Source organism: Pseudomonas sp. NBRC 111133 (assembly GCF_001320605.1).
Lineage (GTDB): Bacteria > Pseudomonadota > Gammaproteobacteria > Pseudomonadales > Pseudomonadaceae > Aquipseudomonas > Aquipseudomonas monteilii.
Genome location: NZ_BCBJ01000075.1, coordinates 14,732 through 29,770, shown reverse-complemented (window position 1 = coordinate 29,770; position 15,039 = coordinate 14,732). Strand labels below are relative to the sequence as shown.

Sequence of the window (15,039 nt, the reverse complement as noted above, 5' to 3'; positions counted from 1 at the left end):
CGCGCCCAGATAAAGCGCCAGGTGGTACACATCGTAAGTCAATACTTTACCAAACATGGTTTTCCCCTCCCGAGCTGTAGGAAAAAGCAAAGTACTGACTATAAGGCCAGGCCTTCCACTCAAACATCGAAAATTTTTGACAAAATTTTTGCACTTTGCCCTTTAGCAGGCTTGGATTCTCGCATTCAAAAAAGAAAGCAGGCCTACTTAATGCGCACGCCCCTCGCCACCCCGTGGCGATATCTTCTGTTAGTTTGCTCACTGTGGTTCGGTATCTTCTTGCTGACCCGACTGGTATTGCTGGCCACTCATCTGGATGAAGTACATGGCGACTACGTCTCAATGTTCTTCAGTGGTGCCTTGTACGACCTGAGCTTCCTCACCTACGCCGCCCTGCCGCTGGGGCTGTACCTGGCCTTGTGCCCGGCAGCCTTGTGGCGCACTCGTTGGCATCGCCGTGCTACTTGCCCTGGTCCTGCGCAGGCCCTTGACGCAAGCGCTCGCAGCGCCCGGCCTGACCTTAGGCCAGCGCCTTGGCGGCATTGCCGTGCTGGCGCTACTGGGCGGCCTAAGTGTGCTACTGGTAGACCAACAGTTCCCCCGCGGCCAGGGGGGCAACGCCTACCAACGCGAACTGGCCAGCAACGGCCCGTACCAGTTCTTTGCCGCGTTCCGTAACAACGAACTGGACTACAGCCAGTTCTACGCCACCCTCGATGCCAGCGAAGCCGGTGCGCAGATGCACCAGGAGCTGGCCGAGCCCAACGCACGGTTCCAGGCCAGCGAGCCCGAGGACATCCGCCGCCATATCAGCGCCAGCGGCGAGCCACGCAAGCCCAACATCATCCTGGTCACCATCGAAAGCTTCAGCGCCAAGTACATGGGCAGCAACGGCGACCCGCGCAACCTCACGCCCAACCTGGACGCCCTGCGCCGCGAAAGCCTGTACTTCAACAACTTTTACGCCACCGGTACCCGCACCGACCGTGGCTTGGAGGCCATCACCCTGTCGATCCCGCCAACACCGGGCCGCTCCATCGTCAAACGCATCGGCCGCGAAAGCGGTTACGGCAGCCTGGGCCAGCAACTGGCTGCTGTCGGCTATGACCCCGTGTTTGTCTATGGCGGGCGTGGCTACTTCGACAACATGAACGCCTTCTTCAGCGGCAACGGTTACCGTATCGTCGACCAAAGCAGCGTGGATGAAAGCGAAATCAGCTTCAAGAATGCCTGGGGCATGGCCGACGAAGACCTGTACAAGCAGGCCCTGAAACTGGCCGATGCCGACCATGCCAAGCAGCAGCCGTTCTTGCTGCAACTGATGACCACCTCCAACCACCGCCCTTACACCTACCCGGACGGCCGTATCGACATCCCTTCGGGTGAAGGCCGTGAAGGTGCGGTGAAGTACACCGACCATGCCATCGCGCAGTTCCTGCGCGAAGCCAAGGGCAAGCCATGGTTCGACAACACCCTGTTCGTCTTCGTGGCCGACCACACCGCCGGTAGCGCCGGCATGGAGGACCTGCCGGTGAACAATTACCAGATCCCGCTGTGGATCTACGCCCCCAAGCTGATCGCCCCGCGCGAGGACGCCCAACTGGCCAGCCAGATCGACCTTGCACCGACCTTGCTCGGCCTGCTGAATCTCAGCTACACCTCGACCTTCTTCGGCCGCGACCTGCTGCGTGAAGACGCCCTGCCGCCGCGGGTACTGATCGGAAACTATCAGCACCTGGGCCTGTTCGACGGTAAGGACCTGGCAATCCTCAGCCCGCGCGGCGGCATGCGTGTGCATCAGGATGCATTGGGTAACAGCCGAGAAATGACCGCAAACACCGACAACCCATTGGTACGCCGGGCCATCGCCTACTACCAGAGTGCGGCCAACGATTTCAGCAAAGGCCTACTCGCCTGGCAACCGGCAGCCAGCGATGAGGACAAAGGCGTGGCGGTCAGCCCCTGACCGCACGCCAAACCTTAGAGATCGCGCTGACCACCGCGAGTACCACGGCACCGGCCACCACCCCGGCCACGCCGTTGAGCAGCGCACCGGTCAGCGCCCCACCGCGCCCTTCGCTGAACGCCTCAATGGCATGATGCAAGGGCGCGATGCCATGCACCAGAATGCCGCCACCCACCAGAAACATCGCCGCCGTACCGATCACCGACAGGCTCTTCATCATGTACGGCGCTGTCTGCAGGATGCCGTTACCCAACACCTGAGCCAGACGCGAAGCCTTCCGGGTCATCCACAACCCCAGGTCATCCAGCTTGACGATACCCGCCACCAACCCGTAAACGCCGATGGTCATGACAATGGCAATGCCCGACAGCACGATGATCTGCTGGGTAAGCGGCGCATCGGCCACGGTGCCCAGGGTGATGGCGATGATCTCCGCCGAGAGAATGAAGTCGGTGCGCACCGCGCCCTTGATCTTGGTTTTCTCGAACGCCACCAGGTCGACATTGGCATCGGCCACCGCCTCCTTACGGGCTTCGTGCTCAGCCTCATGCTCTTCTTTGCTGTGCAAGAACTTGTGTGCCAGCTTCTCGAAACCCTCGAAGCACAGGTAGGCACCGCCCACCATCAGCAACGGCGTCACCGCCCAAGGGATGAACGCGCTGATCAACAGCGCCGCCGGCACCAGGATGGCCTTGTTCACCATCGACCCTTTGGCCACCGCCCACACCACCGGGATTTCGCGTTCGGCACGCACACCGGTGACCTGCTGGGCATTCAGCGCCAAGTCGTCGCCCAGCACGCCTGCGGTCTTTTTCGCTGCCACTTTGGTCATCACCGAGACGTCATCAAGCACCGTGGCGATGTCGTCGATCAGTACCAGTAGACTGCTTCCTGCCATGTTTGCCTGTATCCAGATGTGTAGGTGCCATCGATTCTAGCCCAAAGCCGCTGCCTTGAGCCCCCGTCGAGCCCGGTGCTACCATGCCCGATCCCTCTTAGAGGTGGCCAGACACGAGGAAGATCCCTGACCATGAGCACCATTCGCGAGCGCAACAAGGAACTGATCCTGCGCGCGGCCAGCGAGGAATTCGCCGACAAGGGCTTCGCCGCCACCAAGACCAGCGATATCGCGGCCAAGGCCGGCCTGCCCAAGCCAAACGTGTATTACTACTTCAAGTCCAAGGACAACCTCTACCGCGAGGTCCTGGAAAGCATCATCGCGCCAATCATGCAGGCGTCGACGCCGTTCAATGCCGACGGCGATCCGAAGGAAGTGCTAAGTTCATACATTCGTTCGAAGATCCGCATTTCGCGTGACCTGCCGCACGCCTCCAAGGTGTTCGCCAGCGAGATCATGCACGGCGCCCCGCACCTGTCGCCGAACCAGGTTGAGCAGTTGAACGAGCAGGCCCGGCACAACATCGAGTGCATCCAGCGCTGGATCGACCGTGGGCAGATTGCCCATGTGGACGCGCACCACCTGATGTTCAGCATCTGGGCGGCGACACAGACCTATGCAGATTTCGACTGGCAGATTTCTGCGGTGACGGGTAAGGCCAAGCTGGCCGACAGTGATTATGACGCGGCGGCGGAGACCATCATTCGCATGGTGCTCAAGGGCTGTGAGCCTGAGGTGGCCTGAGCCTCGGCGCTGGCCTCTTTCGCGGGCAAGCCCGCTCCCACAAGATCACCACATGCCTGAAGATTGTGGAGAACCTGTGGGAGCGGGCTTGCCCGCGAATAGGCCCGTACAGCCAATAGAGATTTAGGCAGCTACCCCGGCATCCGCCCGCAACCCCACTTCCTCGATCGCACTGATCGCACACTGCTCGTCAATGTCCGATGTATCCCCGCTGATCCCGACAGCACCCAGCACCTTGCCCGCCTGATCACGAATCAGCACCCCACCCGGCGCCGGCACCACCGGCCGTTCGCCCATCCCGTTCAGCGCCGCAAAAAACGCTGGCCGCTGCTGTGCATCCAGCGCCAGCAAACGCGACCCCTTGCCCAGCGCAATCGCACCCCAAGCCTTGCCCGTGGCCACCTCAGGCCGGATCAGGCTGGCGCCATCCTCGCGCTGCAGCGCCAGCAAGTGCCCGCCGGCATCCAGCACCGCTACGGTCAACGGCGCGGCGTTGATCTTGCGGCCCGCCGCCAGTGCGGCATTCACCAGGCTGACAGCAACGTTCAGGTTCAAAGCGTTCATGAAAAGGTCCTCTTCTTGTTGTGAGAAGCCCTGAGGGCAGTTGAAAACCGATAGAGCAAATAGAACACAACGAGATGTATTTTTGTATACAATATTTTGAAACGATCGTATGCGATGGTGCAAATCGCCGTTTTCACTGGCGCTCTGGCGAAAGCCAGCTTAGCCGATGAAAACCCATTGACCTGAGGCGTCAGCCGTGAATACACTCTGTCGCAACGCAAGTTGTATACAATTACAAAATCGATGAGGCACAAACCATGAGCAAAATGAGAGCAATCGATGCAGCCGTTCTGGTCATGCGCCGTGAAGGTGTAGATACCGCGTTCGGCATCCCGGGGGCTGCCATCAACCCGTTGTACTCGGCCCTGAAGAAAGTCGGTGGCATCGATCACGTCCTCGCTCGTCACGTCGAAGGTGCCTCGCACATGGCCGAGGGCTACACCCGTGCCAACCCGGGCAACATCGGCGTGTGCATCGGCACTTCCGGCCCGGCCGGCACCGACATGGTCACCGGCCTGTACAGCGCCTCGGCCGACTCCATCCCGATTCTCTGCATCACCGGCCAGGCCCCGCGTGCCCGCCTGCACAAGGAAGACTTCCAGGCGGTCGACATCACCAACATCGTCAAGCCGGTGACCAAGTGGGCGACCACCGTTCTGGAGCCAGGCCAGGTGCCTTACGCCTTCCAGAAGGCCTTCTATGAAATGCGCACCGGTCGCCCAGGCCCGGTACTGATCGACCTGCCGTTCGACGTGCAGATGGCCGAAATCGAATTCGACATCGACGCCTACGAGCCGCTGGCCATCAACAAGCCGTCCGCCACCCGCGTTCAGGCCGAAAAAGCCCTGGCCCTGCTCAATGACGCCGAGCGTCCACTGCTGGTGGCCGGTGGCGGCATCATCAACGCCGACGCCAGCGACAAGCTGGTCGAGTTCGCCGAGCTGACCGGCGTGCCGGTCATCCCGACTTTGATGGGCTGGGGCACCATCCCGGACGACCACGCACAAATGGTCGGCATGGTCGGCCTGCAGACTTCGCACCGCTACGGCAACGCCACCCTGCTCAAATCCGACCTGGTGTTCGGTATCGGTAACCGCTGGGCCAACCGTCACACCGGCTCGGTCGACGTTTACACCGAAGGCCGCAAATTCGTGCACGTCGACATCGAACCCACCCAGATTGGCCGCGTGTTCACCCCGGACCTGGGTATCGTTTCCGACGCTGGCAAGGCGCTGGACGTGTTCCTGGAAGTGGCCCGCGAGTGGAAAGCCGCCGGCAAGCTGAAGTGCCGCAAGGCCTGGCTGGAAGACTGCCAGCAGCGCAAAGCCAGCCTGCAGCGCAAGACCCACTTCGACAACGTGCCGGTCAAGCCGCAGCGCGTATACGAAGAAATGAACCAGGTGTTCGGCAAGGACACCTGCTACGTCAGCACCATCGGCCTGTCGCAGATTGCCGGCGCGCAGTTCCTGCATGTGTACAAGCCACGCCACTGGATCAACTGCGGCCAGGCCGGCCCGCTGGGCTGGACCATCCCTGCCGCCCTCGGCGTGGTCAAGGCCGACCCGAAACGCAAAGTCGTTGCGCTGTCGGGTGACTACGACTTCCAGTTCATGATCGAAGAGCTGGCCGTGGGCGCGCAGTTCAACCTGCCGTACGTACACGTACTGGTGAACAACGCCTACCTGGGCCTGATCCGTCAGGCGCAGCGTGGCTTCGACATGGATTACTGTGTACAACTGGCGTTCGAGAACATCAATTCCACCGACGCTGCCACCTACGGTGTCGACCACGTCGCCGTGGTCGAAGGCCTGGGCTGCAAGGCCATCCGTGTGTTCGAGCCGGCAGAAATCGCCCCTGCCCTGATCAAGGCACAGAAAATGGCCGAAGAGTTCCGCGTGCCGGTGGTGGTCGAAGTGATTCTCGAGCGTGTAACCAACATTTCCATGGGCACCGAGATCAACGCGGTCAACGAGTTCGAAGACCTGGCCCTGGTCGGCAACGACGCGCCAACCGCCATCTCGCTGCTGGACTGATCGCCTGACGCCCCCAGGCCTACCTGGGGGCCTTCAACGCAAGGAGACAACCCATGCCTCGCTTCGCTGCCAACCTGTCCATGCTGTTCACCGAACAGGACTTCCTGGCCCGCTTCAAGGCTGCCGCCGACGCTGGTTTCAGCGGTGTCGAATACCTGTTCCCGTACGACTTCAGTGCTGCCGAAATCAAACAGCAGCTGGAGGCCAACGGCCTGACCCAGGTGCTGTTCAACCTGCCTGCCGGTGACTGGGCCAAAGGTGAGCGTGGCATCACCTGTCACCCCGACCGCATTGAAGAATTCCGTGCCGGTGTCGACAAAGCCATCGAGTACGCCAAGGTGCTGGGCAACACCCAGGTCAACGCCCTGGCCGGCATCCGCCCGCAAGGCCCGGACTGCGCCACCGTGCGCAAGACCTTCGTGGAAAACCTGCGCTACGCCGCCGACAAGCTCAAAGCCGCCGGTATTCGCCTGGTCATGGAAATGATCAACACCCGCGACATCCCGGGTTTCTACCTGAACACCACTCAACAGGCGCTGGAAATCCAGGCCGAGGTGGGCAGCGACAACCTGTTCCTGCAGTACGACATCTATCACATGCAGATCATGGAAGGTGACCTGGCGCGCACCCTGGAAACCAACCTGCCACTGATCAACCACGTCCAGCTGGCCGACAACCCCGGCCGTCATGAGCCAGGTACCGGCGAGATCAACTATCGCTTCCTGTTCGAGCACCTGGACCGCATTGGCTACCAGGGCTGGGTGGGCGCGGAATACAAGCCCAAGACCACCACCGAAGCGGGCCTGGGCTGGCTGAAAACGCACAACGCAATCTAAAAAACAACTCGGAACCCTGTGGGAGCGGGCTCGCCCGCGAACACCGGCGAAGCCGGTGCCATCCACCGAGTTGTCTGCTTCGCGGGCAAGCCCGCTCCCACAGGGGGCCAAGGCTTGCTTGAGATATCACAAATACAAAGAGGCACATTGTCATGGCTAAAATCGGTTTCATCGGCACCGGCATCATGGGCAAGCCCATGGCCCAGAACCTGCAGAAAGCAGGTCATAGCCTGTTCGTTTCCACCCATCACGACGCCGCGCCAGCCGAGCTGATCGCCGCCGGTGCAGTGGCCCTGGCCAACCCGAAGGAAGTGGCCCAGGAAGCCGAATTCATCATCGTCATGGTCCCGGACACCCCGCAGGTCGAAAGCGTCCTGTTCGGTGAAAACGGCGTGGCCGAAGGCGCAGGCCCGAACAAGGTGGTGATCGACATGAGCTCGATCTCCCCTACCGCCACCAAAGCCTTCGCCGAAAAAATCAAGGCTACCGGCGCCGCCTACCTGGACGCTCCGGTATCCGGCGGGGAAGTCGGTGCCAAAGCCGCGACCCTGAGCATCATGGTCGGTGGCTGCCCGAAAGCCTTCGAGCGCGCCCTGCCGCTGTTCGAAGCCATGGGCAAGAACATCACCCGCGTAGGTGGCAATGGCGACGGCCAGACTGCCAAGGTGGCCAACCAGATCATCGTTGCCCTGAACATCCAGGCTGTTGCCGAAGCCCTGCTGTTCGCTGCCAAAAACGGCGCCGACCCGGCCAAGGTACGTGAAGCCCTGATGGGCGGCTTCGCTTCGTCGAAAATCCTTGAAGTGCATGCCGAGCGCATGATCAAAGGCACCTTCGACCCGGGCTTCCGCATCAACCTGCACCAGAAAGACCTGAACCTGGCCCTGCAAGGTGCCAAGGAACTGGGCATCAACCTGCCCAACACCTCCAATGCCCAGCAAGTATTCAACACCTGCCAGGCCCTGGGCGGCGGCAACTGGGACCACTCGGCACTGATCAAAGGCCTGGAGCACATGGCCAACTTCTCGATCCGCGACGAGAAATAAAACCTACCGGCCTCATCGCGAGCTGCGCTCGCTCCTACGAGATCAGCGTAAGGCCCGTAGGAGCGAGCAAAGCTCGCGATTGAAGCACACGCTGACTGACCTGCGACCACAGGTCAGCCAGTGACACCGAGCAACACCCGCCCCTGGTTCGGCCTGCACGGAGGCAGTTCCAGGGGCGTTTTTGATTCTGCAGAACAACAATAATTGGGAGCCTGCCATGTCGGTCGATCCGCAAAAAATTCTCCGCGAGCTGTTCGACACAGCCATCGCTGCCGCCCACCCCCGTCAAGTCCTCGAACCCTACCTGCCCGCCGACCGTAGCGGCCGGGTGATTGTCATCGGCGCCGGCAAGGCCGCAGCCGCCATGGCCGAAGTGGTCGAGAAAAGCTGGCAGGGCGAAGTCTCTGGCCTGGTCGTCACCCGCTACGGCCACGGCGCCAATTGCCAAAAAATCGAAGTGGTCGAAGCCGCCCACCCGGTCCCCGACGCCGCCGGCCTGGCCGTGGCCAAGCGCGTGCTGGACCTGGTCAGCAACCTCAACGAAGACGACCGCGTCATCTTCCTGCTGTCTGGCGGTGGTTCCGCCCTGCTGGCGCTGCCGGCCGAGGGCCTGACCCTGGCCGACAAGCAGCAGATCAACAAGGCACTGCTCAAATCCGGCGCTACCATCGGCGAGATGAACTGCGTGCGCAAGCACCTCTCGGCGATCAAAGGCGGCCGCCTGGCCAAGGCCTGCTGGCCTGCCACCGTTTACACCTATGCAATTTCCGATGTACCGGGCGACCTGGCAACGGTCATCGCCTCCGGCCCCACCGTGGCCGACCCGAGCACCTCGGCCGATGCCCTGGCCATCCTCAAGCGCTACAGCATCGAAGCGCCGCAAGCGGTCATCGACTGGCTGAACAACCCAGCCTCGGAAACCGTCAAAGCCGACGACCCGGCCCTGGCCCGCAGCCACTTCCAGCTGATCGCCAAGCCCCAGCAGTCGCTTGAAGCCGCCGCCGTGAAAGCCCGACAGGCCGGTTTCAGCCCGCTGATCCTCGGTGACCTGGAAGGCGAATCGCGCGAAGTGGCCAAGGTGCATGCCGGTATCGCCCGGCAGATCGTGCTGCACGGCCAGCCGCTGAAAGCCCCCTGCGTGATCCTGTCTGGCGGCGAAACCACCGTGACAGTGCGCGGCAACGGCCGTGGCGGGCGCAACGCCGAGTTCCTCCTCAGCCTTACCGAAAGCCTGAAAGGCCTGCCGGGTGTGTACGCCCTGGCCGGTGACACCGACGGCATCGACGGCTCGGAAGAAAACGCCGGTGCCTTCATGACCCCAGGCAGCTACGCCCGCGCCGAGGCCCTGGGCCTGTCGGCCAGCGACGAGCTGGACAACAACAACGGCTACGGCTATTTCGCCGCGCTGGATGCGCTGATCGTCACCGAACCAACCCGCACCAACGTCAACGATTTCCGCGCCATCCTGATCCTTGAGACTGCCCAATCATGACGCCTGATAAAAAAGTAAAGATCCTCGCCACCCTCGGCCCTGCGATCAAAGGCAAAGACGACATCCGCCAGCTGGTCGAGGCCGGGGTAAACATCTTCCGCCTCAACTTCAGCCACGGCGAACACGCTGACCACGCCTTGCGCTACCAGTGGATCCGCGAAGTCGAGCAGCAACTCAACTACCCGCTGGGCATCCTCATGGACCTGCAAGGGCCCAAGCTGCGTGTTGGCCGCCTGGCCGAAGGCAAGGTGCAACTGCAGCGTGGTCAGTCATTGCGCCTGGACCTGGACACGACGCCAGGCAACAGCGAGCGGGTCAACCTGCCCCATCCGGAAATCATCGCCGCGCTGGAGCCGGGCATGGACCTGCTGGTAGACGACGGCCGCCTGCGCCTGCGGGTGACCGCCAAGCACGCCGATGCCATCGACACGACCGTGCTGAACGGCGGTGAGCTGTCTGACCGCAAGGGCGTGAACGTGCCGCAAGCAGTACTCGACCTCTCCCCGCTTACCGAAAAAGACCGCCACGACCTGGCCTTTGGCCTGGAACTGGGCGTGGACTGGGTGGCCCTGTCGTTCGTGCAGCGCCCGGAAGACATCGTCGAAGCCCGCCAACTGATTGGCGACCGCGCCTACCTGATGGCCAAGATCGAAAAGCCATCGGCCGTCGAACAGCTGCAAGCCATCGCCGAACTGGCAGACGCCATCATGGTGGCCCGTGGTGACCTGGGTGTGGAAGTACCCGCCGAAAGCGTGCCGCAGATCCAGAAACGCATCATCGGCACCTGCCGCCAGCTGGGCAAACCAGTGGTGGTGGCCACGCAGATGCTCGAATCCATGCGCTTCTCGCCGGCACCGACCCGCGCCGAAGTCACCGACGTGGCCAACGCCGTGGCCGAAGGTGCCGATGCGGTGATGCTGTCGGCCGAGACCGCCTCGGGCGACTACCCGCTGGAAGCTGTGCAGATGATGAGCAAGATCATCCGCCAGGTGGAAAACGGCCCGGACTACCAGGCCCAGCTCGACGTTGGCCGGCCGAAAGCCGAAGCCACGGTGTCGGACGCCATCAGCTGCGCCATCCGCCGTATCAGCGGCATCCTGCCGGTGGCGGTGCTGGTCAACTACAGCGAATCGGGCGCCTCCACCCTGCGTGCTGCGCGCGAGCGGCCACGGGCACCGATCCTCAACCTGACGCCAAACCTGAACACCGCTCGCCGTCTAAGCGTGGCGTGGGGCGTGCATTCGGTGGTCAACGACCGCCTGCGCCAGGTGGACGAGGTGGTGTCGACTGCGCTGGAGATTGCCCAGGCGCAAGGCATGGCCAGCCGTGGCGATACGCTGCTGATCACGGCCGGTGTGCCTTTTGGCAAGCCGGGGTCGACTAACACGCTGCGGATCGAGACCTTGATCTAAGCAATCACACCTCTCCTGTAGGAGCGGGCTTGCCCGCGAAGAGGCCAGCAGGGACAACCCTGTTGTCTGAACTGACGCATTCGCGGGCAAGCCCGCTCCCACAGGGTTAGAGGTGTTGCACACAACGGCGGAAAACCCGAGGCCCAAAGAGGCCCACCGCGTTCCTTCAACCTCACTGACTGCCCCATGTACACCAAAAATTTCGTCAACCCGTGCCCCGACTGGGCCACGGCGTTACTCAACGGCTTCAGCCAGGTGCTGCTGCTGCGCAACCCCCTGTGCGGCCTGTGCTGCCTGCTGGCCATCCTGCTGACCGCCCCCGACCTGGTCGGTGGTGCCCTGCTCGGCGCCCTGGCCGGCCTGATCACCGCCCAGGCCCGTGGTTACGACCGCGCCGACCGCCAGGCCGGGCTGTACTGCTACAACGGTGTGCTGATTGGCCTGCTGATCAGCGCCGTGCTGCCGTGGTCGGTCATGCTGCCGCCACTGATCCTCGCCGCCGGCGGTTTATCCAGCATCATCACCCACCAGTGGCGCAAGCGCGGCGGCAAATTGCTGATCGCCTATACCGCGCCGTTCGTGTTGCTGGGCTGGGCCGTGCTGCTGTTCGCCAGCCCCTCGCCAAGCGGCTTCGTCGAGGCCGATCCGCTCTATGCCCTGGCGCGGGGTGTGGGCCAGATTTTCCTGCTCGATCAGCCCTTGGCCGGCTTGCTGATTATTGTCGGCATGCTCATCGCCAACCCCTATGCAGCGCTCTGGGCAGTGATTGGTTCGGCCATCGGCGGCGGCGTGGCACTGCTCGCGGACCAAGCGCAGACTGCGTGGATGGGCCTGTACGGTTTCAATGCGGCACTGGCGGCATTGGCCTTCAGCAGGCAGGGTGAGAAACCGTGGGTAACAATGCTGGCAATTGCCTTGGCCCTGCTGCTGCAACCGGTGTTCACGCTGCTGCCTGTGGCAGGTCTGACTGCGCCCTTTGTCGCCGCCTGCTGGCTGATGCATGCGGGCAACCATCTGGCCCAGCCCAGACAGCGCAATGCCAGCCGCTTGCACAGCTGAAACGCAACCCCTAGGCTCAGCCCATCGCTTTTGTGGACCGAGCCAATGAACAACCCTGCGAGCCTGCGTGAACGGCTCTTCGTTATCGTCTTCCAGACCGACACCATGGCTGGAAGACGCTTCGACAAAATCCTCCTGCTGATCATCCTCGCCAGCCTGGTCACGGTGATCCTCGACAGCATCGACGAAATACACCAAGGCTACGCCGGCCTGCTCGCCGCCATCGAATGGGGCTTTACCGCGATCTTCCTGGCCGAGTACCTCACCCGCCTGTACTGCTCGCCCAAGCCCCTGCGCTATGCCTTCAGCTTTTACGGCCTGGTCGACTTGCTGGCGATCGTGCCGGGGATCATCGCGCTGTACTACAGCGACGCCCAGTACCTGCTGATCATCCGGGTGATCCGGATGCTGCGGATCTTCCGCGTGCTCAAGCTCAGCCCGTACCTCAAGCAGGCCCATTACCTGATGGAGGCACTGCGCGGCAGCAAGCAGAAGATCATCGTGTTTCTGGTCACGGTCTCGACCCTGGTAACCGTGTTCGGCACCTTGATGTATGTGATTGAAGGACCGGAGCATGGCTTTACCAGCATCCCCAAAGGCATCTACTGGGCTATCGTCACACTCACTACCGTGGGGTTTGGCGATATCGTGCCGAAGACGCCCCTGGGCCAGGTGCTGTCGTCGCTGGTGATGATTACGGGTTACTCAATTATTGCAGTGCCGACCGGCATCTTTACCGCCGAGCTGGCCAATGCCATGCGTGGTGAACAGCTGCAGCATGATTGCCCGACTTGCAGCAAGAAGACCCATGAGCATGGCGCGGCGTTCTGTTCCCGGTGTGGGAATGTGCTGTTCCCGAAAACCGAATAAGCAAAGAGCCATTTCGTCTTTAAAGCCCCAAGAACCAAACGCTATAGTCGCTGGCACATCGCCAAACATCTGAACCATAACAAGGAAGCAACGTGAAAAAACTGTTCACCGCCTCGCTGCTCGCCGCAGGCCTGGCCCTGGGCAACCTCGCCCAGGCCGCCCCTACCCTGCTGAACGTTTCCTACGACGTGATGCGCGACTTCTACAAGGACTACAACCCGGCCTTCCAGAAGCACTGGGAAGCCGAGCACAAAGAGAAGGTCAACGTGCAGATGTCCTTCGGCGGCTCCAGCAAGCAGGCGCGTGCAGTGATCGATGGCCTGCCGGCCGACGTCATCACCATGAACATGGCCACCGACATCAACGCCCTGGCCGACAACGGCAAGCTGGTGCCGGACAACTGGGTAACCCGCCTGCCGAACAACAGCGCGCCGTTCACCTCGGCCACCGTGTTCATCGTGCGCAAAGGCAACCCGAAAGCCCTGAAAGACTGGCCCGATCTGCTGAAGGACGGTGTGCAGGTGATCGTGCCCAACCCGAAAACCTCGGGTAACGGCCGCTACACCTACCTGTCCGCCTGGGGCTATGTGCTCAAGCAAGGCGGTGACGAGGCCAAGGCCCGTGACTTCGTTGGCAAGCTGTTCAAGCAAGCGCCGGTGCTGGATACCGGTGGCCGTGCTGCCACCACCACGTTCATGACCAACCAGATCGGCGACGTGCTGGTCACCTTCGAGAACGAAGCCGAAATGATCGCCCGCGAGTTCGGTCGCGACCAGTTCGAAGTGGTTTACCCAAGCGTGTCGGCCGAGGCCGAGCCACCTGTCAGCGTGGTGGACAAGGTGGTGGCCAAGAAGGGTACCCAGGCCGTGGCCGAGGAATACCTGAAGTACCTGTGGTCGCCAGAAGCTCAGGAGATCGCCGCCAACAACTACCTGCGCCCAAGGGATGCGACGGTACTGGCCAAGTACACCGACCGTTTCCCGAAAGTGGACTTCCTGTCGGTGGAGAAAACCTTTGGTGACTGGCGCACCGTGCAGAAGACCCACTTCAATGATGGCGGCGTGTTTGACCAGATTTATAGCGGTCAATAATTGAGGTAAGCCTTACCGGCCTCATCGCGATCCCTGTGGGAGCGGCTTTAGCCGCGAAGAGGCCGGCAAGAGCAACATCAAACCTGGCGGAAGACCAAAGCCTTCAGCCCCCCGGCCGGGTCCACATCGGGAAACTCCGGCGGGTTCTCCAACCGCTCGACAAACGCCAGCGAAGGCGCCTGCTCCGCCATCCCCTCGATCAGAAATTCCGGCCCGATCCCCGGGTCGTTCACGCACGCCAGCACTGTGCCACCCACATTCAGCAACTCCGGCAACCGCCGCAGGATCTTCGCGTAATCCTGGGTAAGCACAAAACTGCCGCGCTGGAAGGTGGGCGGGTCGATGATGATCAGGTCATAAGGCCCGTACTTGCGCACCTTGCCCCACGATTTGAACAGCTCATGCCCCAGGTAGGCCACCCGCGATGCATCGTGGCCATTCAGGCGGTGGTTATCACGGCCACGGGACAACGCCGACTTGGCCATGTCCAGGTTCACCACCTGCTCGGCGCCACCGGCAATCGCCGCCACCGAAAAGCCGCAGGTGTAGGCGAACAGGTTCAACACACGCTTGCCGGCTGCCTGCTCGCGCACCCAGCGCCGGCCGTAGCGCATGTCGAGGAACAGGCCATTGTTCTGCCGCACGCCCAGATCCAGCAGGTAGGTCAGGCCATCCTCGACCACCTCACGCTGCTGGCACGGCTCGCCCAGCAGCCACTGGCCCGGGCTGTCGGGCAGGTAGCGGTGCTGAATGAGGATCGCCTGGCCGGACCACTGCGGGCGTTCGGCAAAGGCACGCAACATGGCTTCCAGTTCAGCCAGCTGGCCTTCGGGTGGCTCGCGGAACAAGCCGACCGACAGCACACCCTGCAACCAGTCGACCGTCACTTGCTCCAGGCCCACCCAGCAGCGGCCACGACCGTGGAACAGTCGGCGGGTTTCCTGCGGGGCAGGGTCGAACGCGGCGAGCAGGTGTTGCTCAAGGGTGTGGATCGGCGAAGTCATGGTGGGTCGCAAACAAATGAAAAG

At 62.1% G+C, this 15,039-nt stretch carries 12 protein-coding genes and 1 pseudogene; 10 read left to right on the top strand and 3 right to left on the bottom strand.

What is annotated here, in order from left to right; translation table 11 throughout:
• Nucleotides 1–210: 210 nt before the first annotated feature.
• Nucleotides 211–1,966: pseudogene (locus APH36_RS17545) on the top strand (LTA synthase family protein).
• On the opposite strand, the gene APH36_RS17540 reads toward APH36_RS17545, so the two are convergent.
• Nucleotides 1,956–2,864 (bottom strand): DUF808 domain-containing protein, encoded by a 909-nt coding sequence (locus APH36_RS17540; RefSeq protein WP_060499634.1) that lies wholly within the window; start codon nucleotides 2,862–2,864, stop codon nucleotides 1,956–1,958. The pseudogene APH36_RS17545 and the gene APH36_RS17540 overlap by 11 nt on opposite strands.
• A gap of 132 nt (nucleotides 2,865–2,996) precedes the next feature.
• On the opposite strand from APH36_RS17540, the gene APH36_RS17535 reads away from it, so the two are divergent.
• The gene (locus APH36_RS17535; RefSeq protein WP_060499633.1) at nucleotides 2,997–3,608 is read left to right on the top strand and encodes a TetR/AcrR family transcriptional regulator; all 612 of its coding nucleotides are present in this window, start codon (nucleotides 2,997–2,999) and stop codon (nucleotides 3,606–3,608) included.
• Nucleotides 3,609–3,731: 123 nt separating this feature from the next.
• Here APH36_RS17535 and APH36_RS17530 read toward each other — a convergent pair whose 3' ends face one another.
• Nucleotides 3,732–4,172 carry a heme-binding protein gene (locus tag APH36_RS17530; protein WP_028699366.1) on the bottom strand — a complete coding sequence of 147 codons (441 nt, stop codon included), beginning with the start codon at nucleotides 4,170–4,172 and terminating at the stop codon, nucleotides 3,732–3,734.
• Between the two features lie 257 nt (nucleotides 4,173–4,429).
• On the opposite strand from APH36_RS17530, the gene gcl reads away from it, so the two are divergent.
• The 8 genes from gcl (at nucleotide 4,430) to APH36_RS17490 (ending at nucleotide 14,011) form a co-directional block, all read left to right on the top strand.
• Nucleotides 4,430–6,205 carry a glyoxylate carboligase gene (gene gcl / locus APH36_RS17525; protein WP_016711737.1) on the top strand — a complete coding sequence of 592 codons (1,776 nt, stop codon included), beginning with the start codon at nucleotides 4,430–4,432 and terminating at the stop codon, nucleotides 6,203–6,205.
• 53 nt (nucleotides 6,206–6,258) lie between these two features.
• Entirely contained in the window at nucleotides 6,259–7,041 is a 783-nt protein-coding gene (gene hyi, locus APH36_RS17520; protein ID WP_060499632.1) for a hydroxypyruvate isomerase, read from the top strand.
• 152 nt (nucleotides 7,042–7,193) lie between these two features.
• Nucleotides 7,194–8,087 (top strand): 2-hydroxy-3-oxopropionate reductase, encoded by an 894-nt coding sequence (locus APH36_RS17515; RefSeq protein WP_060499631.1) that lies wholly within the window; start codon nucleotides 7,194–7,196, stop codon nucleotides 8,085–8,087.
• A gap of 217 nt (nucleotides 8,088–8,304) precedes the next feature.
• Entirely contained in the window at nucleotides 8,305–9,579 is a 1,275-nt protein-coding gene (locus tag APH36_RS17510) for a glycerate kinase (RefSeq protein ID WP_060499630.1), read from the top strand.
• The gene (gene pyk, locus APH36_RS17505; RefSeq protein ID WP_060499629.1) at nucleotides 9,576–10,991 is read left to right on the top strand and encodes a pyruvate kinase; all 1,416 of its coding nucleotides are present in this window, start codon (nucleotides 9,576–9,578) and stop codon (nucleotides 10,989–10,991) included. Before APH36_RS17510 ends, pyk begins: the two co-directional genes overlap by 4 nt.
• Nucleotides 10,992–11,177: 186 nt before the next feature.
• Nucleotides 11,178–12,050 carry an urea transporter gene (locus APH36_RS17500; RefSeq protein WP_060499628.1) on the top strand — a complete coding sequence of 291 codons (873 nt, stop codon included), beginning with the start codon at nucleotides 11,178–11,180 and terminating at the stop codon, nucleotides 12,048–12,050.
• Between the two features lie 45 nt (nucleotides 12,051–12,095).
• Complete coding sequence (locus APH36_RS17495) at nucleotides 12,096–12,920, top strand: ion transporter (RefSeq protein ID WP_060499627.1); 825 nt, start codon at nucleotides 12,096–12,098, stop codon at nucleotides 12,918–12,920.
• Between the two features lie 92 nt (nucleotides 12,921–13,012).
• Nucleotides 13,013–14,011: a sulfate ABC transporter substrate-binding protein gene (locus APH36_RS17490; protein ID WP_060499626.1), complete on the top strand. Its 999-nt coding sequence runs from the start codon at nucleotides 13,013–13,015 to the stop codon at nucleotides 14,009–14,011.
• A gap of 77 nt (nucleotides 14,012–14,088) precedes the next feature.
• Here the strand turns inward: APH36_RS17490 and APH36_RS17485 are convergent, their stop codons facing one another.
• Entirely contained in the window at nucleotides 14,089–15,015 is a 927-nt protein-coding gene (locus APH36_RS17485) for a class I SAM-dependent methyltransferase (protein WP_060499625.1), read from the bottom strand.
• Nucleotides 15,016–15,039: the final 24 nt, after the last annotated feature.

Excerpts from the sequence above, each read along its gene's own strand:
- pyk (WP_060499629.1), top strand. The coding sequence starts at position 9,576 with ATGACGCCTGATAAAAAAGTAAAGATCCTCGCCACCCTCGGCCCTGCG.
- APH36_RS17535 (WP_060499633.1), top strand. The coding sequence starts at position 2,997 with ATGAGCACCATTCGCGAGCGCAACAAGGAACTGATCCTGCGCGCGGCC.
- APH36_RS17495 (WP_060499627.1), top strand. The coding sequence starts at position 12,096 with ATGAACAACCCTGCGAGCCTGCGTGAACGGCTCTTCGTTATCGTCTTC.
- hyi (WP_060499632.1), top strand. The coding sequence starts at position 6,259 with ATGCCTCGCTTCGCTGCCAACCTGTCCATGCTGTTCACCGAACAGGAC.
- gcl (WP_016711737.1), top strand. The coding sequence starts at position 4,430 with ATGAGCAAAATGAGAGCAATCGATGCAGCCGTTCTGGTCATGCGCCGT.
- APH36_RS17530 (WP_028699366.1), bottom strand. The coding sequence starts at position 4,172 with ATGAACGCTTTGAACCTGAACGTTGCTGTCAGCCTGGTGAATGCCGCA.
- APH36_RS17510 (WP_060499630.1), top strand. The coding sequence starts at position 8,305 with ATGTCGGTCGATCCGCAAAAAATTCTCCGCGAGCTGTTCGACACAGCC.
- APH36_RS17540 (WP_060499634.1), bottom strand. The coding sequence starts at position 2,864 with ATGGCAGGAAGCAGTCTACTGGTACTGATCGACGACATCGCCACGGTG.
- APH36_RS17500 (WP_060499628.1), top strand. The coding sequence starts at position 11,178 with ATGTACACCAAAAATTTCGTCAACCCGTGCCCCGACTGGGCCACGGCG.
- APH36_RS17515 (WP_060499631.1), top strand. The coding sequence starts at position 7,194 with ATGGCTAAAATCGGTTTCATCGGCACCGGCATCATGGGCAAGCCCATG.
- APH36_RS17485 (WP_060499625.1), bottom strand. The coding sequence starts at position 15,015 with ATGACTTCGCCGATCCACACCCTTGAGCAACACCTGCTCGCCGCGTTC.